32 protein-coding genes are annotated in these 26390 nt (G+C 65.8%); 11 read left to right on the top strand and 21 right to left on the bottom strand.

The window, feature by feature from the left end:
* Nucleotides 1–58: 58 nt before the first annotated feature.
* Entirely contained in the window at nucleotides 59–700 is a 642-nt protein-coding gene (locus tag HCO70_RS12565) for a Hint domain-containing protein (RefSeq protein ID WP_172296624.1), read from the top strand.
* On the opposite strand, the gene HCO70_RS12570 is transcribed toward HCO70_RS12565, so the two are convergent.
* The 11 genes from HCO70_RS12570 to HCO70_RS12620 form a co-directional block, all read right to left on the bottom strand.
* Complete coding sequence (locus HCO70_RS12570) at nucleotides 682–2889, bottom strand: 3-hydroxyacyl-CoA dehydrogenase NAD-binding domain-containing protein (RefSeq protein WP_172296626.1); 2208 nt, start codon at nucleotides 2887–2889, stop codon at nucleotides 682–684. The genes HCO70_RS12565 and HCO70_RS12570 overlap by 19 nt on opposite strands.
* A gap of 1 nt (nucleotide 2890) precedes the next feature.
* The gene (locus HCO70_RS12575; RefSeq protein ID WP_172296628.1) at nucleotides 2891–3376 is read right to left on the bottom strand and encodes a cupin domain-containing protein; all 486 of its coding nucleotides are present in this window, start codon (nucleotides 3374–3376) and stop codon (nucleotides 2891–2893) included.
* Nucleotides 3373–3834, bottom strand: a complete 462-nt coding sequence (locus HCO70_RS12580; RefSeq protein ID WP_172296630.1) for a cupin domain-containing protein — start codon at nucleotides 3832–3834, stop codon at nucleotides 3373–3375. The genes HCO70_RS12575 and HCO70_RS12580 overlap by 4 nt, the downstream gene beginning before the upstream one ends.
* Nucleotides 3831–4301 carry a cupin domain-containing protein gene (locus HCO70_RS12585; RefSeq protein ID WP_172296632.1) on the bottom strand — a complete coding sequence of 157 codons (471 nt, stop codon included), beginning with the start codon at nucleotides 4299–4301 and terminating at the stop codon, nucleotides 3831–3833. Before HCO70_RS12585 ends, HCO70_RS12580 begins: the two co-directional genes overlap by 4 nt.
* A gap of 20 nt (nucleotides 4302–4321) precedes the next feature.
* A complete protein-coding gene (locus HCO70_RS12590) occupies nucleotides 4322–5533 on the bottom strand; it encodes an acetyl-CoA C-acetyltransferase (RefSeq protein ID WP_172296634.1) in 1212 nt (403 codons plus the stop codon).
* A 17-nt stretch (nucleotides 5534–5550) separates the two neighbouring features.
* Nucleotides 5551–6186: a glutathione S-transferase family protein gene (locus HCO70_RS12595; RefSeq protein ID WP_172296636.1), complete on the bottom strand. Its 636-nt coding sequence runs from the start codon at nucleotides 6184–6186 to the stop codon at nucleotides 5551–5553.
* A gap of 268 nt (nucleotides 6187–6454) precedes the next feature.
* Nucleotides 6455–7606, bottom strand: a complete 1152-nt coding sequence (locus HCO70_RS12600; protein WP_172296638.1) for an acyl-CoA dehydrogenase family protein — start codon at nucleotides 7604–7606, stop codon at nucleotides 6455–6457.
* A gap of 18 nt (nucleotides 7607–7624) precedes the next feature.
* A complete protein-coding gene (locus tag HCO70_RS12605; RefSeq protein WP_172296640.1) occupies nucleotides 7625–7837 on the bottom strand; it encodes a hypothetical protein in 213 nt (70 codons plus the stop codon).
* Nucleotides 7838–7908: 71 nt separating this feature from the next.
* Nucleotides 7909–9687 carry an acyl-CoA dehydrogenase C-terminal domain-containing protein gene (locus HCO70_RS12610; protein ID WP_172296642.1) on the bottom strand — a complete coding sequence of 593 codons (1779 nt, stop codon included), beginning with the start codon at nucleotides 9685–9687 and terminating at the stop codon, nucleotides 7909–7911.
* Nucleotides 9688–9711: 24 nt separating this feature from the next.
* Nucleotides 9712–10104: a MerR family DNA-binding transcriptional regulator gene (locus HCO70_RS12615; RefSeq protein ID WP_172296644.1), complete on the bottom strand. Its 393-nt coding sequence runs from the start codon at nucleotides 10102–10104 to the stop codon at nucleotides 9712–9714.
* Nucleotides 10105–10213: 109 nt separating this feature from the next.
* A complete protein-coding gene (locus HCO70_RS12620; RefSeq protein ID WP_172296646.1) occupies nucleotides 10214–10609 on the bottom strand; it encodes a MerR family DNA-binding transcriptional regulator in 396 nt (131 codons plus the stop codon).
* Between the two features lie 212 nt (nucleotides 10610–10821).
* Here HCO70_RS12620 and HCO70_RS12625 point away from each other — a divergent pair, with 212 nt between their 5' ends.
* Genes HCO70_RS12625 through HCO70_RS12635 form a run of 3 tightly spaced genes read left to right on the top strand, consistent with a single transcriptional unit; the run spans nucleotide 10822 to nucleotide 13087 of the window.
* Nucleotides 10822–11256 carry a PaaI family thioesterase gene (locus tag HCO70_RS12625; protein ID WP_172296648.1) on the top strand — a complete coding sequence of 145 codons (435 nt, stop codon included), beginning with the start codon at nucleotides 10822–10824 and terminating at the stop codon, nucleotides 11254–11256.
* Entirely contained in the window at nucleotides 11253–11765 is a 513-nt protein-coding gene (locus HCO70_RS12630; protein WP_172296650.1) for a PaaI family thioesterase, read from the top strand. The genes HCO70_RS12625 and HCO70_RS12630 overlap by 4 nt, the downstream gene beginning before the upstream one ends.
* Entirely contained in the window at nucleotides 11762–13087 is a 1326-nt protein-coding gene (locus HCO70_RS12635) for an MATE family efflux transporter (protein WP_172296652.1), read from the top strand. The genes HCO70_RS12630 and HCO70_RS12635 overlap by 4 nt, the downstream gene beginning before the upstream one ends.
* A gap of 261 nt (nucleotides 13088–13348) precedes the next feature.
* On the opposite strand, the gene arsC is transcribed toward HCO70_RS12635, so the two are convergent.
* Genes arsC through HCO70_RS12655 form a run of 4 tightly spaced genes read right to left on the bottom strand, consistent with a single transcriptional unit; the run spans nucleotide 13349 to nucleotide 15846 of the window.
* On the bottom strand, nucleotides 13349–13696 hold the full coding sequence (gene arsC / locus HCO70_RS12640) for an arsenate reductase (glutaredoxin) (RefSeq protein ID WP_172296654.1): 348 nt from the start codon (nucleotides 13694–13696) through the stop codon (nucleotides 13349–13351).
* The gene (locus HCO70_RS12645) at nucleotides 13693–14751 is read right to left on the bottom strand and encodes a quinone-dependent dihydroorotate dehydrogenase (protein WP_172296656.1); all 1059 of its coding nucleotides are present in this window, start codon (nucleotides 14749–14751) and stop codon (nucleotides 13693–13695) included. Before HCO70_RS12645 ends, arsC begins: the two co-directional genes overlap by 4 nt.
* Entirely contained in the window at nucleotides 14748–15086 is a 339-nt protein-coding gene (locus HCO70_RS12650) for a DUF952 domain-containing protein (protein ID WP_172296658.1), read from the bottom strand. Before HCO70_RS12650 ends, HCO70_RS12645 begins: the two co-directional genes overlap by 4 nt.
* 43 nt (nucleotides 15087–15129) lie before the next feature.
* Nucleotides 15130–15846, bottom strand: a complete 717-nt coding sequence (locus tag HCO70_RS12655) for a hypothetical protein (protein ID WP_172296660.1) — start codon at nucleotides 15844–15846, stop codon at nucleotides 15130–15132.
* A 166-nt stretch (nucleotides 15847–16012) separates the two neighbouring features.
* Between HCO70_RS12655 and HCO70_RS12660 the strand changes: the two genes are divergently transcribed.
* Nucleotides 16013–17575: a bifunctional UDP-sugar hydrolase/5'-nucleotidase gene (locus tag HCO70_RS12660; protein WP_172296662.1), complete on the top strand. Its 1563-nt coding sequence runs from the start codon at nucleotides 16013–16015 to the stop codon at nucleotides 17573–17575.
* A gap of 60 nt (nucleotides 17576–17635) precedes the next feature.
* On the opposite strand, the gene HCO70_RS12665 is transcribed toward HCO70_RS12660, so the two are convergent.
* The gene (locus HCO70_RS12665) at nucleotides 17636–18331 is read right to left on the bottom strand and encodes a helix-turn-helix domain-containing protein (protein ID WP_172296664.1); all 696 of its coding nucleotides are present in this window, start codon (nucleotides 18329–18331) and stop codon (nucleotides 17636–17638) included.
* A gap of 179 nt (nucleotides 18332–18510) precedes the next feature.
* On the opposite strand from HCO70_RS12665, the gene HCO70_RS12670 reads away from it, so the two are divergent.
* Nucleotides 18511–18729, top strand: coding sequence for a hypothetical protein (locus HCO70_RS12670; protein WP_172296666.1), 219 nt, complete (start codon nucleotides 18511–18513; stop codon nucleotides 18727–18729).
* Between the two features lie 20 nt (nucleotides 18730–18749).
* Nucleotides 18750–19247, top strand: coding sequence for a hypothetical protein (locus tag HCO70_RS12675; protein ID WP_172296668.1), 498 nt, complete (start codon nucleotides 18750–18752; stop codon nucleotides 19245–19247).
* A gap of 122 nt (nucleotides 19248–19369) precedes the next feature.
* On the opposite strand, the gene HCO70_RS12680 is transcribed toward HCO70_RS12675, so the two are convergent.
* The gene (locus HCO70_RS12680) at nucleotides 19370–19960 is read right to left on the bottom strand and encodes an AAA family ATPase (RefSeq protein WP_216665417.1); all 591 of its coding nucleotides are present in this window, start codon (nucleotides 19958–19960) and stop codon (nucleotides 19370–19372) included.
* Between the two features lie 83 nt (nucleotides 19961–20043).
* On the opposite strand from HCO70_RS12680, the gene HCO70_RS12685 reads away from it, so the two are divergent.
* The 3 genes from HCO70_RS12685 to HCO70_RS12695 all read left to right on the top strand — a co-directional run bounded on the left by HCO70_RS12685 (nucleotide 20044) and on the right by HCO70_RS12695 (nucleotide 22121).
* On the top strand, nucleotides 20044–20505 hold the full coding sequence (locus HCO70_RS12685; protein WP_172296672.1) for a GFA family protein: 462 nt from the start codon (nucleotides 20044–20046) through the stop codon (nucleotides 20503–20505).
* 3 nt (nucleotides 20506–20508) lie between these two features.
* On the top strand, nucleotides 20509–21171 hold the full coding sequence (locus tag HCO70_RS12690) for an SOS response-associated peptidase (protein WP_172296674.1): 663 nt from the start codon (nucleotides 20509–20511) through the stop codon (nucleotides 21169–21171).
* 77 nt (nucleotides 21172–21248) lie between these two features.
* Nucleotides 21249–22121 (top strand): dihydrodipicolinate synthase family protein, encoded by an 873-nt coding sequence (locus HCO70_RS12695; protein ID WP_172296676.1) that lies wholly within the window; start codon nucleotides 21249–21251, stop codon nucleotides 22119–22121.
* A 216-nt stretch (nucleotides 22122–22337) separates the two neighbouring features.
* Here the strand turns inward: HCO70_RS12695 and HCO70_RS12700 are convergent, their stop codons facing one another.
* Nucleotides 22338–23570 carry a mandelate racemase/muconate lactonizing enzyme family protein gene (locus tag HCO70_RS12700; protein ID WP_172296678.1) on the bottom strand — a complete coding sequence of 411 codons (1233 nt, stop codon included), beginning with the start codon at nucleotides 23568–23570 and terminating at the stop codon, nucleotides 22338–22340.
* Nucleotides 23571–23603: 33 nt separating this feature from the next.
* Here HCO70_RS12700 and HCO70_RS12705 point away from each other — a divergent pair, with 33 nt between their 5' ends.
* Nucleotides 23604–24035, top strand: coding sequence for a GNAT family N-acetyltransferase (locus tag HCO70_RS12705; RefSeq protein WP_172296680.1), 432 nt, complete (start codon nucleotides 23604–23606; stop codon nucleotides 24033–24035).
* Between the two features lie 49 nt (nucleotides 24036–24084).
* On the opposite strand, the gene HCO70_RS12710 is transcribed toward HCO70_RS12705, so the two are convergent.
* The 3 genes from HCO70_RS12710 to HCO70_RS12720 all read right to left on the bottom strand — a co-directional run bounded on the left by HCO70_RS12710 (nucleotide 24085) and on the right by HCO70_RS12720 (nucleotide 26374).
* Complete coding sequence (locus tag HCO70_RS12710; protein ID WP_253913265.1) at nucleotides 24085–24429, bottom strand: PRC-barrel domain-containing protein; 345 nt, start codon at nucleotides 24427–24429, stop codon at nucleotides 24085–24087.
* 124 nt (nucleotides 24430–24553) lie between these two features.
* A complete protein-coding gene (locus HCO70_RS12715) occupies nucleotides 24554–25147 on the bottom strand; it encodes an HD domain-containing protein (protein WP_172296682.1) in 594 nt (197 codons plus the stop codon).
* 141 nt (nucleotides 25148–25288) lie between these two features.
* Complete coding sequence (locus HCO70_RS12720) at nucleotides 25289–26374, bottom strand: Zn-dependent alcohol dehydrogenase (protein WP_172296684.1); 1086 nt, start codon at nucleotides 26372–26374, stop codon at nucleotides 25289–25291.
* Nucleotides 26375–26390 lie beyond the last annotated feature (16 nt).

The raw sequence follows: 26390 nt of genomic DNA on the forward strand, positions 1-26390 counted from the left end.
CGGCAGTAAGACCAAGACCCTCCGTCAGGAGACCGGCAGCACATGGGGTGCGGGGTCCATGTCCGTGACGTCCGGGCCGGCCTCTGGTCTGGCGGCCGGGACGATGGTGGCGACCGCCATGGGGTGGCGTCCGGTAGAGGCCATTGCCAGGGGCGATCTGGTACTGACCTTCGACCGGGGCATGCAGCCGGTGAAGAACCTCACCAAATCGCTGGCCTGGGTCGAGCCGGATGGCTGCCCTGCCAGCCAGTGGCCGCTGCTGGTGCCCGCCAACGCGATCGGCAACGCGCAGTCGATGCTGCTGCTGCCCGATCAGCTGGTGATGCTGGAATCGGACTCGGCCGAGATCCTGTACGGCGACCCCTTCACGCTGATCTCCGCTTCGGATCTGGCCGGGTTCCGCGATATCCAGCGGATCTGCCCGGAAGGACCGGTCGAGTCGGTCATGCTGCACTTCGAGCATGACGAGGTTGTCTTTGCCCAGAACGGGGCGCTGGTTTTCTGTGCCGGCAACACGGTGATCCGGCTGGACGACCTGTTCAAGGAGAAGGATCCGGTAACCGAGCAGGGCGGCTATGTAAGCCTCGATGCAGACGAGGCGCTGTTCCTGCTCGAATGCCTGGAGGATGAGGATTGCGAGGACGGCGATTACTACGCCAATCCTCGCAATGCGGCAGATCCTTACGCGGCCTTCGGCTGATCGCTTCCGAAGCGGGCGTAGAACGTTTCGCCCGTTTCAGCCAGTTCCCTCAGCAACTGCGGCGCCTGGAAACGGGCGCCGTGGTTCTTTTCAAGCCCCTCGCAGATCTCGACGGCGCGGGCAGCGCCCAGCATGTCGAGCCAAGAGAACGGGCCGCCTGACCACGGCGCGAAGCCCCAGCCGAGGATGGCGCCGACGTCGCCTTCGCGGATGTCCATCAGCACGCCTTCCTCGAGCGCGCGGACGGCTTCGAGGACCTGGGCGAAGAGCAGGCGGTGCTGGACTTCGCTGACCTCTGGCTGGTCGTCCTTGACGGGGTACTTCGCTTCGAGACCGTCCCAGAGACCGGTGCGCTTGCCCTTGTCGTCATAGGCGTAGAAGCCGGAGCTGGACTTGCGGCCAAGCCGCCCCTCGTCCGCCATCCAGAACAGCACCTCGTCGACGGCGCCGTCCGGGTAGGCATCGCCCATCGCGGCCCTGGTCGCCTTGGCGATCTTGACGCCGAGGTCGATGGAGGTTTCGTCCACCAGCTGCAGCGGGCCCAGCGGCATGCCGACGAGTTTCGCGGCGTTCTCGATCAGCGGCGGGGTGACGCCCTCGGCCACCATGCGGATCCCCTCGTTGATGTAGGGGATGATGCAGCGGTTGGCGTAGAAGAAGCGGGCGTCGTTGACGACGATCGGGGTCTTGCGGATCTGGCGCACGTAGTCGAGCGCCTTCGCGACGGCCCGGTCACCGGTTTCCCTGCCCTTGATGATCTCGACCAGCGCCATCTTCTCGACCGGCGAGAAGAAGTGGATGCCGATGAACTGTTCGGGGCGCTTCGATGCCTTGGCCAGCGAGGTGATCGGAATGGTCGAGGTGTTGGTGGCGAAGATGCAGTCTTCACCGATGACCGCTTCGACCTTCTGGGTGACCTCTGCCTTGATCTTCGGGTCCTCGAAGACGGCCTCGATGATCAGGTCACAGCCTTCCAGCGCGGAATAGTCGGTGGTCGCGGTGATCAGCGACAGGACCTGTTCCTTCTTCTCGGGCGTGGTCTTTTTGCGCTGGATGCCCTTGTCCATGTAGGTGGCGGTGTAGGCCTTGCCCTTGTCGGCGGCCTCCTGCGACTGATCGAGCAGCACGACCTCGATCCCGGCCTGGGCGGAGACGAGGGTGATGCCCGCGCCCATCATGCCGGCGCCGAGGACGCCGACCTTCTTCACGGTCTGGTCGGGGGCGTCGGGGCGGTTGGCGCCTTTTTCCAGCGCGGTCTTGTTCAGGAACAGCGAGCGGATCATCGCGCCGGAGGAGGGGTTCATCATGACGCTGGTGAACCAGCGCGCCTCTATCTTCAGCGCGGTGTCGAAGGGGACGAGCGCGCCTTCGTAGACGGCCGAGAGCAGCGCCTTGGCCGCGGGGTAGACTCCCTTGGTCTTGCCGTTGACCATGGCGGAGGCGCCGACGAAGGTCATGAAACCGGCGGGGTGATAGGGCGCGCCGCCGGGCATCTTGTAGCCCTTGGCGTCCCACGGTTTGACGCAGTCGGTGTCCTTGGCGTTCAGGACCCATTCCTTCGCCTTTGCGACCAGTTCGTCGGCCGGGACGACTTCGTCGATCATGCCGGCGGATCTGGCCTTGGCGGGTTCCAGGGTCTTGCCTTCCAGCAGGTAGGAGGACGCGCCCATCGCGCCCAGCTTGCGGACCATGCGGGTGGTGCCGCCGGCGCCGGGGAAGATGCCGACCATGATCTCGGGCAGGCCGATCTTGCCCTTCGGGTTATCGGCGGCGAAGATCCGGTGGCAGGCCAGCGCGATCTCGAACCCGATGCCCATGGTGGTGCCGGGCAGGGCGCAGGCGATGGGCTTGGCGCCTTTCAGCGTCTTGGGGTCCATTCCGGCGCGCTCGATCTTCCGCAACACGCCGTGCATCTGCATGATGCCGTCGAAGATGCCCTTGGCCGGGTTGTCGCCGGCGGCTTTCTTGAGGTCGGCCAGCACGTTCAGGTCCATGCCGCCCGCGAAGCTGCCGGGCTTGCCGGAAGTGATGACGACGCCCTTGACCTCGTCATCGGAAATCGCGGTGTCGATATGGCCGTCAAGCTCGCGCAGACCGTCGAAGGTCAGCACGTTCATCGACTTGCCGGGCAGGTCCCAGGTGATGATCGCGACGCCGTCGGCGCCTTTGTCGTAGTGGAATTCGGTCATCTCAGTCTCCCTTATGCGTGCTGTCCAGCGGGCTGCCGTCTGCGCGGGTGAACCGCGCGGTCCCGCCTTCAGGCCGGACGAGTTTCAGGTCTATGTCGGAATAGGTGACGGATTCGCCGTCGCGGCGGGCGCCGATCACCAGGTAGGTTGCGGGCGCGCCGGTGTGGTTGCGCATGGCGTGGCCGTTCGGGGCTCCGGCGGGCCAGCAGGCCGCATCGCCGGGGCGGATGATATGGTCACCGTCGTCTTCGGTCACGGTCAGTTCGCCATCGAGAAGATAGATCATCTCGTCCTGCTGGGCATGCCAGTGGCGGTGGGTGGAGCGCGCGCCGGGGGCGAGGGTTTCGAGATGCACGCCGAACTGCGTCAGACCGCCGGGATCGCCCAGGTTGCGATGCGTGCCGGGACCGATGCCAGTGTTGAAGGGCGCGGGCCAGGGGAGGCGCTTGGGCTCTGCGGGGATGTCGGCGAGGTGGAGGACGGTCATCGCGCCCCCTCGATCGGGGTGCCGTCGCGGCGGGTTAGCCGCCGCTGACCGTTCTCGCGGATCAGGATCTTGTCGATTTCGGAATAGTGGACGATGTCGTCGGCCAGCCTCGTGCCGACGATCAGGTAGGAGCAGGGCGCAGCGGACTTGTTGACGACGTGATGGCCGTTGGCGACGCCCTTGGGCCAGCAGCAGGAATCGCCGGGGCCGATTTCCTGGGTGCCCTCGTCCTCGATCACCGTGGCGGTGCCGGAGAGCATATAGAGGAACTCGTCCTCCTCCTCGTGCCAGTGGCGGTCGGAGCTTCGGGCGCCGGGGTCGAGGGTTTCGACGAAGGCGCCGAACTGTGTGAGGCCGCCGGTGTCGGAAAGCGGCAGGAACTGGAAGTTGCCCAGCACCCTGGCCGCGTCCGGCGGCGCCTGTTCCGGTGTCTGTTCGGATCGGCGCAGCACAGTCATGCGCCACCTTCGTAGGGGCGGCCGTCTTCGTGCATCATCTTCGCCTTGCCGCCGCCGATCTCTACCTTCAGGCCCTTGTCGGGGTAGTGGGCGATTTCGAGCGGCGCCTTGCTGCCGACGACGAGAAAGCGCACCTCTGCGTCCGTCCGGTTGATGAAGCAATGCGCGTCGGTGTCGCCCGCCGGGAAGGCGGCGCAGTCGCCGGGTTGCATCACCGTCTCGCCCGCGTCGGAGTGCAGGACGATTTCGCCCTGCATGATCATCACGAACTCGTCCTCGTTCTCATGCCAGTGCCGGATGGAGGATTTGGCACCTGGCGCGAGCATGACGATGTTGGCGCCGAACTGGGTCAGCCCGCCGGCATCGCCGGCGCGGATCGAGCTGCGGCCCGCCACCTCCTTGTCCAGCGGCGGCGGGTAGATGGTGCCGGTGCGGACCGGCAGGCTGTCTAGGTCGATGATCGGCATGGCCGGTCTCCCCTGATGCGTCAGACGCGCTCGATGATCGTGGCGGCCCCCATGCCGGAGGCGACGCAGAGCGTGGCAAGGCCGACCTCCTTGTCGGAGCGTTCCAGCTCGTCGAGCAGGGTGCCGAGGATGATCGCGCCGGTCGCGCCCAGCGGGTGGCCCATGGCGATGGCGCCGCCGTTGACGTTGACCTTGTCGGGATCGGCGTCGAAAGCCTGCAGGAAGCGAAGGACGACCGCCGAGAACGCCTCGTTCACCTCGAAGAGGTCGATGTCGGAGAACTCCATGCCATGATCCTTGAGGATCTTCTGCGTCACCGGCACCGGGCCGGTCAGCATGATGGTCGGATCGGTGCCGATCTTGGCGGTGGCGCGGATGCGGGCGCGGGGCTTCAGGCCGTGGGCCTCGCCGAATTCTTTCGTCCCGATCAGCAGCGCCGCGGCGCCGTCGACGATGCCCGAGGAGTTGCCGGCGTGGTGGATGTGCTGGATCTTTTCCAGATGCGGGTACTTCATCAGCGCGATCTGGTCGAAGCCGGGCATGACCTCGCCCATGTCCTTGAAGGCGGGCTTCAGCGCGCCGAGGGTCTGCATGTCAGTCTCGGGGCGCATGTATTCGTCCTGATCGAGGATCGGCAGGCCGTTCATGTCCTTGATCTCGATGATGGATTTCGAGAAGCGGTTCTCGTCCCACGCCTGTTTGGCGCGCTTTTGCGAACGCACCGCAAGCTCGTCGGCATCGTCGCGGGAGAAGCCGTATTCGGTGGCGATGATGTCGGCGGAGATGCCCTGCGGCACGAAGTAGTGGTTCATCGCGACGGAAGGATCGACCGCGACGGCTGCGCCGTCGGAGCCCATCGGCACGCGGCCCATCATCTCCACCCCGCCGGCGATGTAGGCCTGGCCCGCGCCGCCTTTGACCTGGTTGGCGGCGAGGTTCACGGCCTCGAGCCCGGAGGCGCAGAAGCGGTTGATCGCGACGCCGGGGATCGATTCATCGAGGTCGGAGGCGAGTACCGCAGTCCGCGCGAGGCAGCCGCCTTGTTCGCCGACCTGGGTGACGTTGCCCCAGATCACGTCCTCGATGGCGCCGCCGTTGATGTTGTTGCGGGATTTCACCGCGTTCAGCACATCGGCCGACAGCTTGACCGCCGTGACCTCGTGCAGGGAGCCATCCTTGCGGCCTTTGCCGCGGGGGGAGCGGACGGCGTCGTAGATATAGGCGTCTGTCATGGGGGAGGTCCTTTTCGTCAGGCCCGGTCCGACGGGTTGCCGGGCATCAGGTCATAGGGGTGCTTCCAGCCATCTATGGACTGGATATTCGTCAGCCAACGGTCGATGGCCGGCCATTCCGCGCGGTCAAATCCGAAGGGCTCGGGATAGAAGAGGTAGCCGCAGCAGCAAAAGTCGGCATTGGTGACGCCGTCGCCGACGATCCAGTCGCGATCCTTCAGATGGGCGTCGAGAACGGCGTAGGCGGCTTTCAGGCGGCCCTTCATCACGTCGATTACCTGGGCCGGGCGTTTGTCCTCGGGCAGGAAGTTCATCATGAAGCGGGTCATGCCGGCGATGCTGGACAGTTTGTGGTTGTCCCAGAGGACCCAGCGCAGAACCTCGTATTTCTCATCGGGCGCGCCGCCGAACTTGCCGGTCCTGTCGGTGATGTACTGCTGGATCACGCCGGACTGGGTGAGTTTCACCTCGCCGTCGACAAGGACCGGGACTTCGCCCATCTCGTTGATATCAGAGCGGTATTCGGGGGCACGGGTCTGGCCCGCGAAGAAGTCGACATAGACCGGTTCCCAGTCGAGGCCCGAGAGGGACAGGGGCAGGGCGGCCTTGTAGGCATTGCCGGATTCGCCGAAGCAGTAGAGCTGGATTGTCATTCTGCGGGTATCCCTTCAATGGGCGCGTGGAAGGCGCCGAGATTTCGCGAATTTGCCGAGAAAAAGTCTGGGTTCGGTAACCGGCTGTTAACGGTTGCGGGCCGATGATGTCGGTGCGGTACAGGCTGGCGAGCCGATGACCGTACGAGAAGGAACCCCGCCGTGTCATCAGCGGCATCGGACAGACGCGGCGGGGCGGACTGGAGTGAGTGCCGGGCCTCTTCTCGTCCCAACCACGCACGAGACGACTTATACGGTTGCTCACCACTCACGGCTTCGCCTCGGCGAACCCACGGGAGATCAGTTCTTTCATGATCTCGTTCGTGCCACCGTATATGCGCTGGATACGAGCGTCGGTCCACATCTCGCCGACCTCGTATTCGGTCATATAGCCATACCCGCCGAAAAGCTGGAGGCATTCATCTAGGATGGTGCCCTGTGCCTCGCTAAGCCAGAGCTTGGCCATTGCGGCCTTCTCCACCGTCAGCTTGGCCTGCAGGTGCTCTGAAATGCACTGGTCGAGGAAGGCGCGGGACACCTCGGCCTTTGTCTGGCATTCGGCGAGTTTGAAGCGGGTGTTCTGGAACTGCATGATCGGGCCGCCGAAGGCCTGCCGCTCGCGGCAATAGGCCATCGTGCGTTCCAGCGCGCCGTCGATGGCGCCCATGGCGCCGCAGGCGATGATCAACCGCTCCTGCGGGAGCTGCTGCATCATCTGGTAGAAGCCCTTGCCCTCGTCCTGGCCGAGGATGTTCTCGGGCGGGACTTCGACATTGTCGAAGAACAGCTCGGAGGTGTCCGCGGCGTGGCAGCCGATCTTTTCGAGGTTGCGCCCGCGTGAGAAGCCTTCGGCCCCGTCGGTTTCGACCACCACGAGCGAGGTCCCTTTGGCACCGGCCTTGGGGTCGGTCTTGGCGGCGACGACGATCAGGTTGGCGTGCTGACCGTTGGTGATGAAGACCTTCTGGCCGGAGACGCGGTAGGCATTGCCCTCGCGCACGGCTTTGGTCTTGATCGCCTGCACGTCGGAACCGGCAGACGGTTCGGTCATCGCCAGTGCGCCGACCAGTTCACCGGACACCATTCTGGGCAGCCAGCGCTTTTTCTGGTCCTCGGTGCCGTAGGCGAGGATGTAATGGGCGACGATGCCGGAATGGATGCCGTGACCCCAGCTTGCGAGGTTGGCGCGGGTGCCTTCCATCAGGATGACGGCCTCGTGGCCGAAGTCGCCGCCGGCGCCACCGTATTCCTCGGGGATCGAGGGGCAGAGCAGGCCAAGTTCGCCGGCCTCTGCCCATGTGGACCGGTCCATCTCGCCCTGTTCGCGCCACTTGGCGAAACGGGGTTTCCATTCATCGGTGATGAATTTGCGGGTCATGTCGGCGAGCATCCGGTGCTCGTCGGTCATCCAGCCGGTCATCCTCCCATTGCCTCCCTGTCAGCGTTTTCGGGCGGGCAGCTCGGCCGAGAAAAGCCGCAGCCGCGCGACGAGGTTTTCCTCGTCGGTGACACTGTCGAAATGTTCGAAGATGAAGGAAAGCGCCTCGCCCTCGGTGAACCCGGACTCGGCGGCGAAGCGCCTGAGCCGGCGATAAGCGTCTTCGGTCATGGCGGCGTTGAATCGCCGTGTGAGCCGGAAGCGTTTCGGCATCGTCTCTCCCCTGACGTGCCCTCCCGGATGCGTTGCCGGGAGGGACTCCGTGAGTGGCCCTCCCCGGCGAACTAGAAGTTCGCGGCGTCCAGCGCCATCACCGGTTCTGCGCCGGATTGGATGCGTGCCAGATGCATGGCCGTGGCGGGCAATTGTCGCGCCATGTAATAGCGGCCCGTCGCCAGCTTTGCCTCATAGAACGCTGCGTCACTGGTTCCCGAATCCAGGGCTGACTGCGCGGCAACCGCCATCCGCGACCACATCAGGCCAAGGCAGACATGGCCGAAGAGCAGCATGAAGTCGTAGGAGCCCGAGAGTGCGTTGTTCGGATTCTTCATGCCGTTCTGCATGAAGTACATTCCGGCGGCCTGCAGGTTCTTGGACGCGTCCTTGAGCGGATCGAGGAAGCCGGCCTTGAGGGCTTCGTTGTCCCCGTTTTCCTTGATGAAGGTCTTCACCATGTCGAAGAAGGCCATGACAGTCTTGCCGCCGTTCTGCGCCAGCTTGCGGCCGACGAGGTCGAGCGACTGGATGCCGTTGGTGCCCTCGTAGATCATGGTGATCCGGGCGTCACGGACGAACTGCTCGATGCCCCATTCGCGGGTGAAACCGGAACCGCCGAGCGTCTGCTGCGCCAGAACGGTGGTCTCGAAGCCTTTGTCAGTCAGGAAACCCTTGATGACCGGGGTCAGCAGGGAAACCATCGCTTCAGCCTCGGCATCGCCGTTGCGGCGCGCCTCGTCGATCATCATGGCGCCCCAGTAGACGAAGGCGCGGCCGCCCTCGACGAAGCTTTTCTGATCCATCAGGCCACGGCGCACGTCCGGGTGGACGATGATCGGGTCGGCGGGGCCGTCGGGGTTCTTGACCCCGGTGACGTCCCGGCCCTGCAGCCGGTCCTTGGCGAAGCCGAGCGCGTTTTCATAGGCGACGGCGGCCTGCGACAGGCCCTGGATGCCGACGCCGAGCCGCGCCTCGTTCATCATCGTGAACATGGCGCGCATGCCCTTGTGGAGCTCGCCGATCAGGAAGCCGGTAGCGCCGTCGTAGTTCATGACGCAGGTGGCGTTGCCGTGGATGCCCATCTTTTCCTCGAGCCCGCCGCAGGACACGGCATTGCGCTCGCCGAGGGAGCCGTCCTCGTTCACCATGAATTTCGGCACGATGAAAAGCGAGATCCCCTTGGTGCCTTCGCCGCCGCCGGGAGCCTTGGCGAGGACAAGGTGGATGATATTCTCTGACAGGTCGTGTTCGCCGGCGGAAATCCAGATCTTGGAGCCGGAAATCCTGTAGCTGCCGTCGTCCTGCGGTTCCGCCTTGGTGCGGATCAGGCCGAGGTCGGTGCCGCAATGCGGCTCTGTCAGGTTCATGGTGCCGGACCATTTGCCTTCGACCATGTTCGGCAGGTAGGTGGCCTTCTGCTGGTCGGAACCGTGGGTATGGATCGCCGAATAGGCGCCATGCGTCAGGCCCTGATACATGTTGAAGGCCATGTTGGCAGAGACGAACATCTCGCCAACCGCGGAGGCCAGAAGATAAGGCATCCCCTGGCCGCCATATTCGGGATCCGCATCGAGCCCCATCCAGCCGCCTTCGCGCAACTGGTCATAGGCGCCCTTGAACCCCTCGGGTGTGCGGACCACCCCGTTTTCCAGCGTGCATCCCTGACGGTCACCGACCGTGTTCAGCGGATGCAGGATCTCCGACGCGATCTTGCCGGCTTCTTCCAGGACCGGACCCGTAAAGTCGGGCTCCAGGTCTTCGTAGCCGGGGATCCCGGCCTCGGTCACTTTCAGCACCTCGTGCAGAAGAAACTGCTGATCTCTCAGCGGTGGCGTGTAGCTGGACATTTGGGGGGCTCCTCCCGGGTGGTCTTACTCGGCAGCTTTCTTGAAGGACGCGATCACCTTGGCGCCCGCATCGAGCTGGGCCTTCAGGTCGTCGATCGTTTCGCTCAGCTCGTCGCGCTGGCGTTCCATATCGTCCAGACGCAGTTTCGCAGCCTCGTAGACCTGCAGGAACTGTTCCTGCTCGCCGCCGTCGGAATCATAGAGATCCAGCAGCTGGCGGATCTCTTCAAGCGAGAATCCGAAGCGCTTGCCGCGCAGGATCAGCTTGAGACGACCACGGTCGCGGCGGGTGAAAAGCCGCTTGTTGCCCTGACGGATCGGGGCGAGGAGTTCTTTGGATTCATAAAATCGCAGGGTGCGCGGCGTTACCTCGAACGCATCGCACATCTCGCGGATGGTCATGACGTCTTCGGTCATGAATGCCTCTCATTTAGATAGTACAACTGTCGTTTTCTGTCACGTGCGCTGACTTGGATGGTAAGCCGGGGCGCATCAAGAGCAAGGTTACGTAGCGGTCACCGAAACGTCACGTCACAATTCGCTGCGCAGGGGCTTCTCCAAGCTCTGCCGCAACAGAGTCACGCATTTCGCGTAACTCGTTCATCGCCGCATCCAGCTCGTCTCGCTGCTGCTGCAAGACTTTCAGTTGCCGGTCGGCAAGTTCGACCAGCACCGCCATTTGCGTATTGGACCCCTGGCTGTCGTAGATTTCCAGCCACTGGCGGATCTCTTCGAGGGAGAAACCCCATCGCCTGCCACGCAGGATCAGGGTCATCCGCGCCACTTCGCGTCCGGTATAGAAACGCGAGCGGCCTTCGCGGTCAGGTGCCAGAAGCTCGATATATTCGTAGTAACGTAAGGTCCTCGGCGTTACGTCGAACTTGGCGCACATCTCTTTGAATGACAGGCGGGTTTCGGACATCGGCGGACTCCTCATGTCGCAGCGTAAGCCAGCCTGCGGCGCCGTTCAATCTCTGAGCGACGCTTCCGCAGGATGGCCGGCAAGGCGTCGCACCCGGGATTAGGACGCGAAGACAGGTGACGCAATGCGATCTGTGTCGCATTGAAAAGAATGGCTTGAAGTGGCCGAAGCGTGGGAGGATGAATCGGGCCCACCCTTTTGGAGTCGCCATCATGCCAGTGCCGCCGGATCAGTCGCTGAAGATCGCCCGCCAGTTTATCGAGGCGCTGCCCTTCGCGCAGGCGCTGGGGATGGAGCTGGTTTCCATCGGCGAGGGACGGGCCGAGGTGTCGATGCCTTACGACGAACGGCTGATCGGCGATCCGGGGACCGGGGTGATCGGCGGCGGCGCGGTTTCGGCGCTGCTGGACACATGCAGCGGGACCGCGGTGATGAGCCATCCGGATGCCACGCCAGGGACGGCGACGCTGGATCTGCGTATCGACTACATGCGGCCGGCGACGCCTGGGCAGCGGATCACCGCGCGGGCGGAATGCTACCATGTGACCCGCTCGGTCGCCTTCGTCCGCGCCACCGCGATGGACGAGGACGAGGAGCGCCCCGTCGCCTCGGCCTCGGGCGCCTTTACCGTGGAGCGGAGCGCATGAAGCGCGGGCGTCCGGAACCGGTTCAGGTGGTCAAGCAGCGGCGCGACGGAGCGCTGAAGGCACTTGTCGAGGGCGTGCCGTTCATCCGCTTTCTCGGCATCAGTTTCGAGCGCCACGGCGACGAGCTAACTGCGCTGATGGCCTATGACGACAAGCTGATCGGCAATCCGATGCTTCCGGCGCTGCATGGCGGGGCGACTGCGTCGTTCCTGGAGGTGGCGGCGGTGATCGAGTTGTCCTGGTCATGGCTCTGGGAGGATATCGAGTCGGGCCGGATCGATCCGGCGACGATCAGCCCCGAGAACCTGCCGCGGCTGCCGAAGACCATTGACTTCACCATCGACTACCTGCGTGCGGGGCTGCCGCGGGACGCCTATGCGCGGGCGCGGGTGACGCGGTCGGGGCGGCGCTATGCCTCGGTCGTGGTCGAGGCGTGGCAGGACAACCGCACGCGGCCCTTCGCCCATGCGCTGGGGCATTTCCTGATGCCCTCCAAACCCGCGCCATGAGTGGGGCGACCGCAGAGAGCGCCGGCCCGCTGACGCACGGCCGGGTGCTGAAGATTGCGCTGCCGATCGTCCTGTCCAATGCCACCGTGCCGATCCTGGGGGCGGTGGATACCGGTGTGGTGGGCCAGATGGGACTGGCCGCGCCGATCGGGGCGGTCGGGATCGGCGCGGTGATCCTATCGACGATCTACTGGGTCTTCGGGTTCCTGCGGATGGGCACGACCGGGCTGGTGGCGCAGGCCAAGGGCGCGGGCGAGACCGCCGAGACCGGCGCGATGCTGATGCGCGGGATCCTGTTCGCTGCCGCGGCGGGGACGGCGCTGGTGCTGCTGCAGGCGGCGATCTTCTGGGGCGCGTTCAGGCTGTCGCCGGCGTCGGCAGAGGTCGAGGACCTGGCGCGGCAATACTTGGCGATCCGGATCTGGGGTGCGCCGGCGGCGATCGGGCTTTATGCCGTGACCGGCTGGCTGATCGGGATGGAGCGGACCCGCGGCGTGCTGGTGATGCAGCTGTGGATGAACGGGCTGAACATCGTCTTCGATTTCTGGTTCGTGCTGGGGCTGGGCTGGGGTGTCGAGGGCGTGGCAATCGCCACCCTGATCGCCGAGTGGAGCGGGCTGGCGATGGGGCTGTGGCTGTGCCGCGCGGCGTTCGGCGGCGACCAGTGGCGCGACTGGGCGCGGGTGTTCGACGCGGCGCGGCTGAAGCGGATGATGGCGGTGAATACCGATATCATGATCCGCTCGGTGCTGCTGACAGGGTCGTTCATGACCTTCCTGTTCCTGGCGGCGGATCTGGGGGACGTGACGCTGGCGGCGAACCAGGTGCTGGTGCAGTTCCTGGAGATCACGGCCTTCGCGCTGGATGGGTTCGCGTTCTCGGCCGAGGCGCTGGTGGGCGCGGCCGTGGGCGCGAAGGACCGAATGGCGGTGCGGCGGGCTGCGGTGATCTCTTCGGAATGGGGTGTCGGCGGGGCGGTGCTGCTGGGGCTGGTGTTCTGGCTGGCGGGGCCGGCGATCATCGACCTGATGACCACCTCGGAGGCGGTGCGGGCGGAGGCGCGGGCATATCTGGGCTGGCTGGTGGTGGCGCCGGTGCTGGCGGTGGCGTCCTACATGCTGGACGGGGTCTATTTCGGGGCCACCTGGACCCGCGAGATGCGCTGGGCGATGCTGCAGGCGGTGGCGGTCTATGTGGTGGCTCTGGTGCTCCTGCCGATGTGGCTGGGCAATCACGGGCTGTGGCTGTCGCTGATGATCCTGAACCTGGCGCGGGGGGTGACGCTGGGGCTGCGCTATCCGCGGCTGGAGGCGGCGGTCTGAGGGGCGTCCCCATGGGGACGGGGGGTCAAGTGGTTGATTTCAGGCGTGTTAGCGCAAACGTGGGTGTGCGGACAGCGGACTGAAACGGGCGCTGCCGCGCAAGGCTATTGTCCCTTCTGGTGGCGCGATGCGCTCGCCCGACGGTGTGCCGGTGGCGGGGTCCGGAGCCTCCGGCGGGGATATTTTCAACCAGAAGAAGCGGACGCGGATCTGCCCTTCTTCTGGTCCGAAATATCCCCGCCGGAGGCAGGAAAGTTCCAGTTACAGGATCTCCAGCACCGCTTCGGGCGGGCGGCCGAGCGCGGCCTTGCCGTTCGCGAAGACCACCGGGCGCTCGATGAGTTTCGGCGTTGCGGCCATTGCGGCGATCAGGGTGGCCTCGTCGCTGTCCTTCGAAAGCCCCTGGTCCCGGAATTCCTTTTCCTTCACCCGCATCAGGCCGATGGCGGGCAGGCCAAGGAGGGCGAGCGCGTCGCGGATCTCTGCCTCGGTGGGCGCGTCCTCGAGATAGCGGCGCTCGGTGATCCGGGCGCCCTTGTCCTGCAGCAGCGCGAGGGTCTCGCGCGACTTGGTGCAGCGCGGGTTGTGCCAGATGGTGACCTCGGTCATAGCCAGTCCTTCCGGTTGGTGCCGACCGCTTCGGCGACTGTGGCGAAGCCGTCGCGGGCAAGCAGGGTGTCGAGGCCGCGGGCGATGCGCGGGGCGAGGGAGAGGCCGTGATAGACCATGGCCGTGTAGAGCTGCACGGCGGAGGCGCCGGCGCGGATCTTGGCGAAGGCGTCCTCGGCCGAGGCGATGCCACCGACGCCGATCAGCGGCACGGCGCCGCCGGTTTCCTCGGCGAGGCGGGCCAGGACGCGGGTGGATTTCCGGAACAGCGGGGCGCCGGAGAGACCGCCGGCCTCGCTGGTTGCCGGGCTTTTCAGCCCGTCGCGGGAGAGGGTGGTGTTGGTAGCGATGATGGCGTCCACGCCGGCCTCGGTAGCGACCTGCGCGATCTCGGCGATTTCGGCATCGGTCAGGTCGGGGGCGATCTTGAGGAAGACCGGGATCGGTTCGGCGAGCGCGGCGCGGGTTTCCATGACGCCGGCGAGGAGGCCGGCGAGGGCGGCGGCGCCCTGCAGGTCGCGCAGCTTCTCGGTATTGGGCGAGGAGACGTTGACCGTGGCGAAGTCGATATGCGGCCCGGCGATGCGGAGCACCTCGGCGAAGTCGCGGGCGCGATCGGTGCTGTCCTTGTTGGCGCCGAGGTTCAGCCCGCGCGGGACCGCGCAGGGCGTGGCGGCCAGGCGGGCGGCGATGGCCTCTGCGCCCTCGTTGTTGAAGCCGAAGCGGTTGATCGCGGCGCGATCCTCGGTCAGCCGGAACAGGCGCGGGCGCGGATTGCCGGGCTGCGGTCGCGGGGTGGCGGCGCCGAATTCGAGGAAGCCGAAGCCGGCCTTCGACAGCTGACGGATCGCCTCGGCATTCTTGTCGAAGCCGGCGGCGAGGCCCACCGGGTTCGGCAGGGCGAGCCCGGCGATCTTCACTGAGAGGCGCGGCGAGGTGACCGGGCCGGGGAGCGGAACGAGGCCGGCGCGGAGGCCCTGAAGCGCCAGCGCATGGGCGCGCTCGGGGTCGAGGCATCGCAGGGCGGCGAGGCCGATCCGCTCTGGCAGGCTCATTCCATCTGGTCCGGGAACTTGTGGGCGCCGTCCACCAGCGGCAGCGGCCAGGCCCAGGCGACATCGTCCATCGTCAGCGGGCGGTAGAGATGCGGGAACAGCGCGCCGCCTCGCGAGGGTTCCCATTTCAGCGCGTTGCCGAGGCGGTCGGCCTCGACGGCGGCGAGCCAGAGCCCTTCGGCCCCGGCGAAATGCTTCTCGGCGGTTTCGGCGGCCTGTCCGGCGGTGGAGAAATGGATGAAGCCGTCGGAGAGGTCGATCGGCGCGCCCTTTGTGCTGCCGTCGGCCTGCAGGGCCTGCCATTCGGGGGTGCGGAAGATCTTGTAGATGAGCATGGGAGGCTGATCGCGCGAAAGGGGCGGCGAGGTCAAGCCGGTGTCAGCGGGACATGATCGCCGCGAGGGTCGTGTCGAAATCTGCGCCTTCGTCGGAAACCTGCCGGACAAGGTCCCGCAGGCCGTCGCGGCCGGCGGTTTCCTCGATCTCCTGCACCAGCCGGGTGGCGGCGCTGTAGCGCTCCATCGCCGTGGCGGTGTCGCGCAGGCGGTTCCAGTCGAGCCATGTACGCGCCTCGCGGATCCAGTCGGCGTCGCGCGGGTCGGCGGGGGGCTCGAGGCGGGTGTCGCGTGCGATGTGGGTGGCGAGGCCCTCGTCGAACCACATCGGGAAGCGGGGCGAGACGATATCGGTCAGGCCGAGCGTGCGGTGCAGTTCGGCATGGACCCGTTCGTGGGTCAGCGTGCGCTCGTTCACGCCCTGCGGTCGGATCACGATCAGGAAGCGCGCGTAGCTCTGGCCATTGGCGCGCATCGCGAACTGCGCCTCGCAGGCCGCGCCGGTGCAGATGACCCAGACAGGTTCGGCGCGCAGGGGGCCGAAGAAGTCGCGGACATTCGACTCGGCCTGGCCGATCATGGCGGAGACGCGCGGCGCGTCGGCGGGATCGTCGACGTAGAGCGTCGGCGAAACCTCTGTCAGCCCGTAGCTTTCCGGCGTGAAGGCGCGGTGCGGGCCGGGTTCGGCGACGAAGACCAGCGCGCCGCCGACAAGCGCGGCCACGAACAGGGCGCGCAGGACTGTCGCGAGAAGTCGCATCGGGGTCATTCCGGGGATATGGGTCGTGCTTCTGCACGTTCAATCGGCGGTCATGCCGGTGTCAACTTCCTGTCATCCGCCGCCGCTAGGGAAAGCGCGAAACGGCTTTGACTCCGGTGCAACGCGGGGTCAGGGTGTTTTGGTCAACCATCCAGGGAGTTTTGACATGTTCGCACGTTTCCTAGCGTCGGCGGCGGTGCTGGGCCTTTCGGCCGGTATGGCCGCGGCCGAGTACAAGATCACCATCCTTCACACCAACGACTTTCACGCGCGGTTCGAACCGATTTCGAAATACGATTCCGGCTGTTCTGCCGAGGACAATGACGCGGGCGAGTGCTTTGGCGGCTCGGCCCGCCTGGTGACCGCCATGGAAGCGGCCAAGGAGCGCGCCGGCAACTACCTGCTGGTGGATGGCGGCGACCAGTTCCAGGGCACCTTGTTCTACACCTATTACAAGGGCAAGGCCGCGGCCGAGATGATGAACAAGATGGGCTACGACGCGATGACCGTGGGCAACCACGAATTCGACGACGGCCCCGAGGTTCTGCGCGGCTTCACCGAGGCGGTGGAGTTTCCGATCCTCATGTCGAACGCCGACATCTCCGGCGAGCCGCTGCTGACCGACGCGATCCAGAAGTCGATCGTCATCGAGAAGGACGGCGAGAAGATCGGCCTGATCGGGCTGACGCCGCAGAATACCGACGAGCTGTCGAGCCCCGGGCCGAACGTGATCTTCACCGATCCCGCCGATGCGGTGGCGGCCGAGGTCGAGAAGCTGCAGGCGGACGGCATCAACAAGATCGTCGTGCTGAGCCATTCCGGGCTGCCGGTCGACATGCATGTCGCCGAGGCGGTGCCGGATGTGGACATCATCGTGGGCGGGCACGACAACTCTCTGCTGTCGAACACTATCGAGGGGGCGAAGGGCCCGTATCCGGTGATGGTTGGTAACACGGCGATCGTGCAGGCCTATGCCTACGGCAAGTTCCTGGGCGAGCTGAACGTGACCTTCGACGACGACGGCAACATCGTGGAAGCCATGGGCGAGCCGATCCTGCTGGACGGCACGGTCGAGGAGGACGTCACGACCAAGGACCGCGTGGCGGAGCTGGCGGTGCCGCTGGACGAGATCCGCAACAAGGTGGTGGCCGAGACGGCCGATGCCATCGAGGGGTCTCGCGACGTGTGCCGGGCGATGGAATGCGCCATGGGCAACCTTGTTGCCGACGCGATGCTGGACCGGGTGAAGGAGCAGGGCATCGACTTTGCCATCGCCAATGGCGGCGGTCTGCGTGCGTCGATCGACGCGGGCGAGGTGACGATGGGCGAGGTGCTGACGGTGCTGCCGTTCCAGAACACGCTGTCGACGTTCCAGGTGACCGGCGAGACGATCCTGGCGGCGCTGGAGAACGGCGTGAGCGAGGTCGAGGAAGGCGGCGGCCGGTTCCCGCAGGTGGCCGGCATGAGCTTTACCTTCGATCTGTCGAAGGAGCCGGGCAGCCGGGTGTCTGACGTGATGGTCGGCGGCGAGCCGCTGGACCCGGCGAAGACCTATGGCGCGGTGTCCAACAACTTCGTCCGCAACGGCGGCGACGGCTACAAGATGTTCGTCGATGCGATGAACGCCTATGACTTCGGGCCGGACCTCGCCGACGTGACCGCCGAGTACCTGGCGGCCAACGCGCCCTACACGCCCTATACCGACGGGCGGATCAAGATCGCCGAGTAACCGGCATCTGAGCCAAGGGATAGGGTCGCGGCGATGCCGCGGCCCTTTTTCATGGCCCGGTCACGCCACCATTCTTTCCACGACCGAAAACGGGTTCAGGCCCAGCCATGTCTGCATCTGCCGTTCGAGTTCCATGTTGCCGATCAGGTGCAAACGGTCGGTCTCGCGGGCCATGGCGACAGTTGAGTAGCCTAGCCAAATCTCCGTCATCGTCCGAAGGTTGGTGCTGACATAGAGATCGACGTCATGGCCCGGATCGACCGAGCACAGGTCAACGTCGCCGTCGGCCTCGACGATTAGCCACCAGCGGCGGCGCGCGTCGGGCTGGTCGGAATAGGTGAACTGAACCGTGGATTTGCGTGGCGGCATCGGGTCGGTGTTCAGGTGCCGCCGCATGTCCCACATGAGAAGACCGACATCGAGATTGTCGAGCGTGAGGTCCTTTTCGATCCAGCGCTGGCCCCAGCAGCCAAGCGCCTCGACCACCGGGCGCAGTTCATGGCCCGACTGTGTCAGGCGGTATTCGTACGTTTCGGAGCCTGGCAGAAGGACCCGTTCGACGATTCCCGCCGCCTCCAGTTCCTTCAGCCGTTTCGACAGCAGCGCGGGCGACATACGGGCCAGGCCGCGCCGCAGGTCGTTGAAACGGGTCGTACCGGCGACGAGTTCGCGCACGACCATCAACGTCCAGCGCGTGCACAAGATATCCGCTGCCATCGCAACGGGGCAGAACTGACGATAGCTTGTTTCGGCCATGGTTTGTCTCCCTGAACGCGCGAATACTAAGCCGCGACAGCATTTTCACGCTAGTTCACAATCTGTATCGGGTTCGGTTCAGTAACTGAACTGGCCGCATCGCCCGCCTTTCCTGCATCAGCACTGCCGCAGCTTTCGGAACGGTTCCGAAGGCATTCAGACGGGAAAGGAATTTGAGAATGAGCGTTATTGAGCACGGACCGGACGATGTGGTTTCCGCCGCTGCCGGAGGCATCGCCGCCGATATCGGGGGCCTGTTGCGCGGCATGGCCCGTCGCGGGCGTGACCGGCGGGAGCGCAAGCTGATCTATAGGCGGACCGCACACCTCGACGCGCATCTGTTGCGTGACATCGGTCTATCGGTCCGGGACCGCGACGCATTGATATCGCGGCGCTGAGCGGCGAGGGGGATCTTACGATGACCATTCCATTTACGAATTCGCCGGGGCGTTCTGCCGCACCGGCCTTTCAGGACTACCTGCGGCGACACGATGCCCGGGCGGCGCGAACGTTTCCGCCGCTTTCGCGTCGTGCGACGCGTGCCACCTGGCTTGCTCTGACGTGCCTGTTGGCCGCCGGGTCATGGTGGCCGTGGCTGGACTGGCTGGCTGTGCCGCTGGCTGCCTGGAACCTGTGCCGGATGCCGCTACGGGCCTTTCCGTCGCAGGTGCGGCTGGCCTATCTGGGGCTGGTCCTGCTTGGTCTGACCGGCCCTTTCCACTGGATCCATGCGGTTCAGGCGCTGGGCGGGACGGTGATGCTGCTGACGGATTATTGCCCGCTGTCCCGTATGCTGGTCATCTTGCCCTGGAACCGGCAGGAGCGGCTGAGCTGGGCCCTGCTTTGGCGGCTTGCCTTCGCGCCGCCAGTGGCCGGGCTGGCACTGAAACTGGGAGATGGGCGTCAGCCTGTCTGAACCGGGCGGGGCAGAAGGTAGGCTTGTCTTGTGCCCGCAGGCCAGATTAGTGGTGCGTTCCCCTTCGGGAACATGGCGGGGAGACCGCTTCGACTGGCGGTTCAAACACCTACCCGTTGCGGTCAGGCTCTGGACAGTGTGCCCACTACCTCCCCGACCAAATCCGCCACCGGTCGGGTGCCGTCCACGTGCAGCTTGGGCGCGGTCTGTTCCTCCAGCCAGATGCGATGGCTGGCGCGGCTGCGGCCGTTGAAGCCGGGGTCATCGTATTGCGCGGACCAGTCGCGGAATGCGGTGTGGATCTCATGCATGTCGCCGCCGGGCTGCAGGCGGTCGCCGAAGCGTTCGGTCTCGCGGCGGGTGAGCCGGTCGAGCCGGATATCGGTCGGCGTGTCGACGAAGACGATCAGGTGGATGCCGTCCATCAGGCCGTCGCCCCAGCCGCAGAGCGAGCCGGACAGGACCCAGCCGTCCTGCGGCAGCCGTTCGCCGATCATCCGCAGCCGGTCTTCCGGCAGTCGCTTGGTCGTGAAGGGCGGGTCGGTCGATATCCAGTAGAAATCGTCCATGTCGAGATGCGCGATGCCGAAGTGCCCGGCCAGGGCGTGGCCCAGCGTCGAAACGCCGGAGCAGGAGGCTCCGGTGATATGGAGGCGTGGCGTGATCATTCGCGGTCGTTCCGGCGGTAGCGGCAGCATCGGTCTATCTGCCATTGGCGCAACGGGCAATGCGTCGGGTACTTGGCGCCGGCCCGCGGTGCGCGTAGCCTGCCCGGGACGCAACCGGAGGCTCGGCGATGGATGGCAAGTGCACCTGTGGCAAGATCCGCTATCGGCTGGCGGCGCGGCCGCTTTTCGTACACTGCTGCCATTGCCGCTGGTGCCAGCGCGAAACCGGGTCGGCTTTCGTCCTGAACGCTTTGATTGAAGCGTCGAAGGTCGAGGTGCTTGAATGCGAACCGATGGCGGTCGCGACGCCGAGCGAGAGCGGCAACGGACAGATCATCCATCGCTGCCCGGACTGCCACGTGGCGCTGTGGAGCATCTATTCCGGGGCGGGCGACCGGTTTTTGTTCGTGCGGGTGGGGACACTGCTCGACCCGGATGCCTGCCCGCCCGACATCCATATCTTCACCGAGTCGAAGCAGCCCTGGGTCGTGCTGCCCGAGGGCGTGCCGGCGATGCCGGAATACTACCGCCGCAGCCAGTACTGGCCGGACTGGGCCCTGGAACGCCGTGAGGCGGCGCTGGCGGAATAGCGCATGTGCGGACGTTTCGCAGTTACCCTGCCGCCGGAGGCGATGGTCAACCTGTTCAGCGCAGTGCCGGCGAACGATCCGCCGGACGTGCCGAATTACAACGTCTGCCCGACGAATTCGGTGCATGTGGTGACCTCGGACGACGGCTCGCGGCGGCTGCAGGCGATGCGCTGGGGGTTTCTGCCGCACTGGTACAAGACGCCGAATGACGGGCCGCTGCTGATCAACGCGCGGGCGGAGACGATTGCGGAGAAGCCGGCGTTTCGCGCGGCGTGCCGGGAACGGCGCTGCCTGATCCCGGCGACGGGGTTCTATGAATGGACCAAGGACGGCGAGGGGAACCGGCTGCCGTGGTACATCTCGCACGAGGATGGCTCTCCGCTGGTCTTCGCCGGTGTCTGGCAGGCCTGGGACAAGGGCGAGACGCCGCTGGTGACCTGCGCCATCGTGACGACGGCGGCGGAGGGGGCGATGAAGGAGATCCACCACCGGATGCCGGTGACGGTGGACGAGGAGAACTGGCCGCTGTGGCTGGGCGAGGATGGCAAGGGCGCGGCGGTGCTGATGCAGGAGCCGCCGTCGGACGGGTTCCGGATTTATCGGGTGGACCGGGCGGTGAACTCGAACCGGGCGAGAGGGCCGGAGCTGATCGAGCCGATTGAATAGGCTTGTGATTGCCTGACGGGTGGTACGCCGGGACGGTTCGGGGTACCGGAGGCAGGGGTATTTTCAAGGAGATCGAGATGGAAGGGATCATTGCCGCGGTGCCGACGCCGGTGGATGCGACGGGGCGGCCCGTCGAGGCGCTGTTTCTGGAGCATGCGCGCTGGGCGCTGGCGAATGGCTGCGACGGGCTGAACGTGCTGGGCTCGACGGGCGAGGCGAATTCCTTCGACAGCGAGACCCGCAAGGAGATCATGGGCTGGGCCGCCGCCGGGCTGGACAGGGCGCGGCTGATGGTGGGGACGGGGACGCCGTCGCTGGCCGAGACGATCGCGCTGACGGTTCATGCGGATGAACTGGGCTATCCGGTGGCCCTGGTGCTGCCGCCCTATTACTACACGCCGCCGTCCGAGGACGGGCTGGTGCGCTGGTACATGGCGGTGCACGAGGCGCTGGGGGAGCGGGCGATCCGGATCTATTTCTACAACTACCCGCAGATGACCGGGTTCGTGATCCCCGAGGCGGTGATCGCGCGTTTGCGCAAGATGGCGCCGGAGCGGTTCGGCGGGATCAAGGATTCCTCGGGCGATCTGGACTATTGCCGGCGGATCGTGACGGCGCTGCCGGGGTTCGAGGTGTTCCCGAGTTCGGAAACGAGCCTGTCGGTGGCGAAGGAGGCGGGGTTCGCCGGGTGCATCTCTGCCACGGCGAATTACACGGCACCGATCTGTGCGGAGATCTGGGCGGGCGGCGGCACTGACGCGCTGCATGGCCGGGTGGCGGAGCTGCGCGCGGCGATCTCCAGGGCGGCGCTGATCCCGTCGGTGAAGTACATGGTGGCGGCGCGGACCGGCGACGGGACGTGGAAGAATGCCTTGCCGCCGTTCACGGCGCTGGGCGAGGCGGAGGCGGCGGCGCTGGACCGGCTGGAACCGGCGGGCGCGGAGGCCTGACCGGGCCCGACTGGGACTGTGCGCTACTGAGCAGGCGCAGAAAAAAGGCCGCGCACCGCGCGGCCTGTCCAGTCAGGGAGGGAAAATTCCACACAATCTATACGGGAATTACCTGCCGAGACTAAATGCAATTGTGGCAAAATTGCATCCGGAATCGGGCTATCCGGTGTCCCGGGCATTAATTCCGGCGCAAATGTCCGGAGCTGACATTTCAACTTACGTTTCGGCCGCCGGTGCACCGCCTTCGAAGAGGTTCCCGCTGGAATAGTTGCAGGGCGCTTCCTGCATTTGCAGGTGCAGCGCAGATCCGGTGTAGGGATGGGCGCGGGCGAGGTCCTCGTCGACCTCGATGCCGAGGCCGGGTTCCTCTGGCACGAGGATATGGCCGTCCTCCACGTGGATCGTGTGCTTGATCAGGTCATAGTGGAACGGCGTCTCGATGGTCTCGGCGATCAGCAGGTTGGGGATCGAGGCGGATAGGTGGATGTTGGCCGCCCATTCCACCGGGCCGGCGTAGAGATGCGGGGCCATCTGGGCGTTGAAGGTTTCCGCCATGGCGGCGAGCTTGCGCATTTCCCAGATGCCGCCGGCGCGACCGAGGGCGGGCTGCAGGATGCTGGCGCCGCCGGTGCGCAGGAGGGTGGCGAACTCGGCGCGGGTGGTGAGGCGCTCGCCCGTGGCGATGGGGATCGAGACAGCGCGGGCGACATTGGCGAATTCCAGGAGGTTGTCGGGCGGGATGGGTTCCTCGTACCAGAGCGGATCGTAGGGTTCGATCGCCTTACCCATGCGGATGGCGCCGGCGGTGTTGAACTGGCCGTGGGTGCCGAAGAGCAGGTCGGCCCTGTCGCCGACCGCCTCGCGGATGTGCTTGCAGAAGGCGACGGAGGTGGAAATGTCGGTGAGCGCCGGATGGTGGCCGCCGCGCACGGTGTAGGGCCCGGCGGGATCGAATTTGACGGCCGTGTAGCCCTTCTGGACCAGGTCGAGCGCGGACTCGGCGGCGGCGTGCGGGTCGACCCAGAACTGCGGCAGCTTGTGATGCGGCAGGGGGTAGAGGTAGCTGTAGGCGCGGATGCGCTCGTTCATGCGGCCGCCGAGCAGCGCCCAGACGGGCCGGCCCCGCGCCTTGGCGAGGATGTCCCAGCAGGCGATTTCCAGCCCCGAGAATGCGCCCATGACGGTCAGATCGGGGCGCTGGGTGAAACCGGCGGAGAATGTTTTTCGGAACATCCACTCGATGTTCTCGGGGTTCTCACCTTCCATGTGGCGGGTAAAGACGTCGGTAATGACCGCCTTCATCGCCTCCGGTCCCACGGTGGAGGCATAGCATTCGCCCCAGCCGGTGATGCCGTCGTCGGTGGTGACCTTGACGAGGATCCAGTAGCGGCCGCCCCAGCCGGGCGCGGGCGGGGCGGTGACGATGATGTCGAGATCGGCGAGCTTCATGGCACCTCCGCGTGCGGTCGGGTAGGATCGGGCATGGGCGAGGAAATCACCTTTCGGCGGCTTGGTCCACCGGATGCCAACGTGCTGGAGGCCGTGGCGGAGGGAACCTTCGACGGGCCGGTGCGGGCGGACAGTACGGCGGCGTTCCTGGCGTCGCCGGACCACGAGATGGTCGTGGCGCTGGACGGCGTGCTGGTGGTCGGGATGATCTCTGGCGTTGTCTACTGGCACCCTGACAAGCTGCCGGAACTGTGGGTCGCCGAACTGGGTGTCGCGGGGCCGTGGCACCGGCGCGGGATCGGCGCGGAACTGGTGGCGGCGATGGTCGGGATCGGGCGGCTTCGGGGCTGCCGGGGCGTGTGGGTCTTGACCGACGACGACAATGCGCCCGCGCTGGCGACCTACCGCAAGGCGGGCGGACGCGTGAGTTCAGGGCACGTGATGTTCGACTGGGACGGGGAGTAGAGAGTCAGGAGCGGAGCCGGGCCCGGATGTTTCCGGGCCCGTTCCGTCGTCACATCCAGTAATAGGGCGCGACGTAGTGGTCGTGGAGCCGGGCCTCGTATTCCCGGTCGCCGATCCAGTCCTTGTTGGCGCGCGGGGCGCCTTCGACCTGTTCCTTGGTGATGTCGGTCACGAACCCTTCCTTGCGGGTGTCGTAGTTCAGTTTGCCCCAGGGCACGGTGTATTCTTCTTCACCGAGCCCGAGGAAGCCGCCGAAATGCATCACGGCATATGGAACGCGGCCGCTGGTCTTGTCGATCATGAGGTGATCGATATGGCCGACTTTCTCGCCGTTATGGGCGTAAACATTGGTGCCGGTGACGTCCGAAGACGACACCATTTCTGCGCTGGTCATGGTTCTTTCTCCTCCAGAAGCATGTGCCGGTTAAACCCCTAGAAAACGGGGGTTGTTCCACGGGCTCACGCAGTCGAGAGCGGATGTCGGCGGGCGTCAGCCGAAGGGCGCGACAAGCCGCCGATCAGGCGGAGGCGGCCTGCTTCTGCACCACCCGTTCCAGCACGGGTGCGTAGTGCGCGAAGGGTGGTGCGGCGTGGTCCGGATCCTTGCCGATATCGTCCCAGATGCGGACCTGAAGGATTGCGGCGAGGTTGGGGTTTTCGGCGAAGGATTTCGCCTCATCCTTGGACATCGGGCCGCCCTGCAGGTTCAGGGAATGGACCGATGCGTCGGAGAGCTTGCCGAAATAGGCGGGGTCGGTGGCGCAGAGGTAGCGCTTGGCGTCGACGTGGTAGCGGACGCAATCGGTGACGATGGTGGGGAAGAACCGCTCTATCACGCGGGCGCCGGCATGTTCATGGTGGGAATCGACACCGTGCTCGGCGGCATCTTCGGCGAATTCATGGGTGAAGTGGCCGATGTCGTGCAGGAGCGCGGCGGCGACGATCTCGTCACTGGCGCCTTCCGCCTCGGCGCATTCGGCACATTGCAGCATGTGTTCCGAGATCGTGACCGGCTCGCCCAGATATTCCTCGGCCCCGCGGCGGGCGAAGATGTCGGCGATGAAGGCAACGATGTTGTCGTGCGAGAGATCCTCGGCGTTGGGTGCGGGCATCGGGCTGGCTCCTGTCGTTTTGAATGGGGTAGCAGGCCCGTTGCGCGCTGCCAAATGAGTTTTGGCAGAGTGCCGCCTCGCCAATTCCCTGCAACGCTTCGCCCTCTCGGGGCGGGGCGCGTCAGGGCTTCCGGGAACGCGTCAGTCGAAGACGATGACGTTCCGCTTCGCGCCGCCGGTGTTGGTGTCGGCAATGGCTTCGTTGATCTGTTCCAGCGGCCAGCGTTTCGAGACCAGTTCATCGAGCTTCAGACGGCCCTGACGGTAGAGTTCGATCATCCAGGGGAAATCGCGCGCGGGAACGCCGTCACCCATCTTGGAGCCGATGATCTGCTGGCCGGTGGCGCCGACGATGACGGGTTCGTATTCGGACATCTGGCCTGAATGAGGCATGCCGACGATCACCATCTTGCCGTGGAAGGCGAGGTAGCGGGGGGCGAGGTCGAACGCCTTGATGGCGCCGGTGGCGACAAGCACGTGATCGGCGCCGCCGCTCATGATTGCGCGTGCCTCTTTCCACGGTTTGTCAGCCGAGGCGAGGACACCCGCGGTGGCGCCGAATTCCTTGGCGATCTCGAGCTTCTCGGGGAGCATGTCGACGGCGACGATATGGGCGGCGCCGGCGATGCGTGCGCCCTGGATCGCGTTGAGGCCGACGCCGCCTGCGCCGATGACGACAACCCGGTCGCCCGGGCGGACGCCGGCCGTGTTCACGGCTGCGCCGACGCCGGTGATGACGCCGCAGGCCAGAAGAGAGGCGGCATCCATCGGAAGGTCGGCGGGGATCGAGACGACCTGGGTCTGGTCGACCACCACCTTTTCCGCGAAGGCACCGGTGCGAACACCCTGCGAATAGGGGCTGCCGTCGGCGCCGGTGATCGGGTGGTCGTGCTTGTCGACCGAGTTCACGCAGGAGCCGGGATGCATGGTGACGCAGGACGGGCAGTGGCCGCAGGAGCGGAACAGCGTGACGAGCACCGTGTCGCCGACCGACAGGCCGCGGACGCCGGGGCCGACCTTGGTGACGTGGCCCGCGGCCTCGTGGCCATAGATCGCGGGGAGGTGGCCGCCCCAGCCGCCCTCGGCCATGGAGATGTCGGAATGGCAGATGGCGCAGGCGGCGATCTTTACCTCGACCTCACCCGACTGGGGTTCCGCGAGGGCCACTTCCTCGATCACCAACGGCGCACCGAACTCGCGGCAGACTGCCGCCTTCACCTTTGACATCTGCCGTCCCTTCCAC

The organism is Pseudoruegeria sp. HB172150 (assembly GCF_013184805.1).
GTDB lineage: Bacteria > Pseudomonadota > Alphaproteobacteria > Rhodobacterales > Rhodobacteraceae > Psychromarinibacter.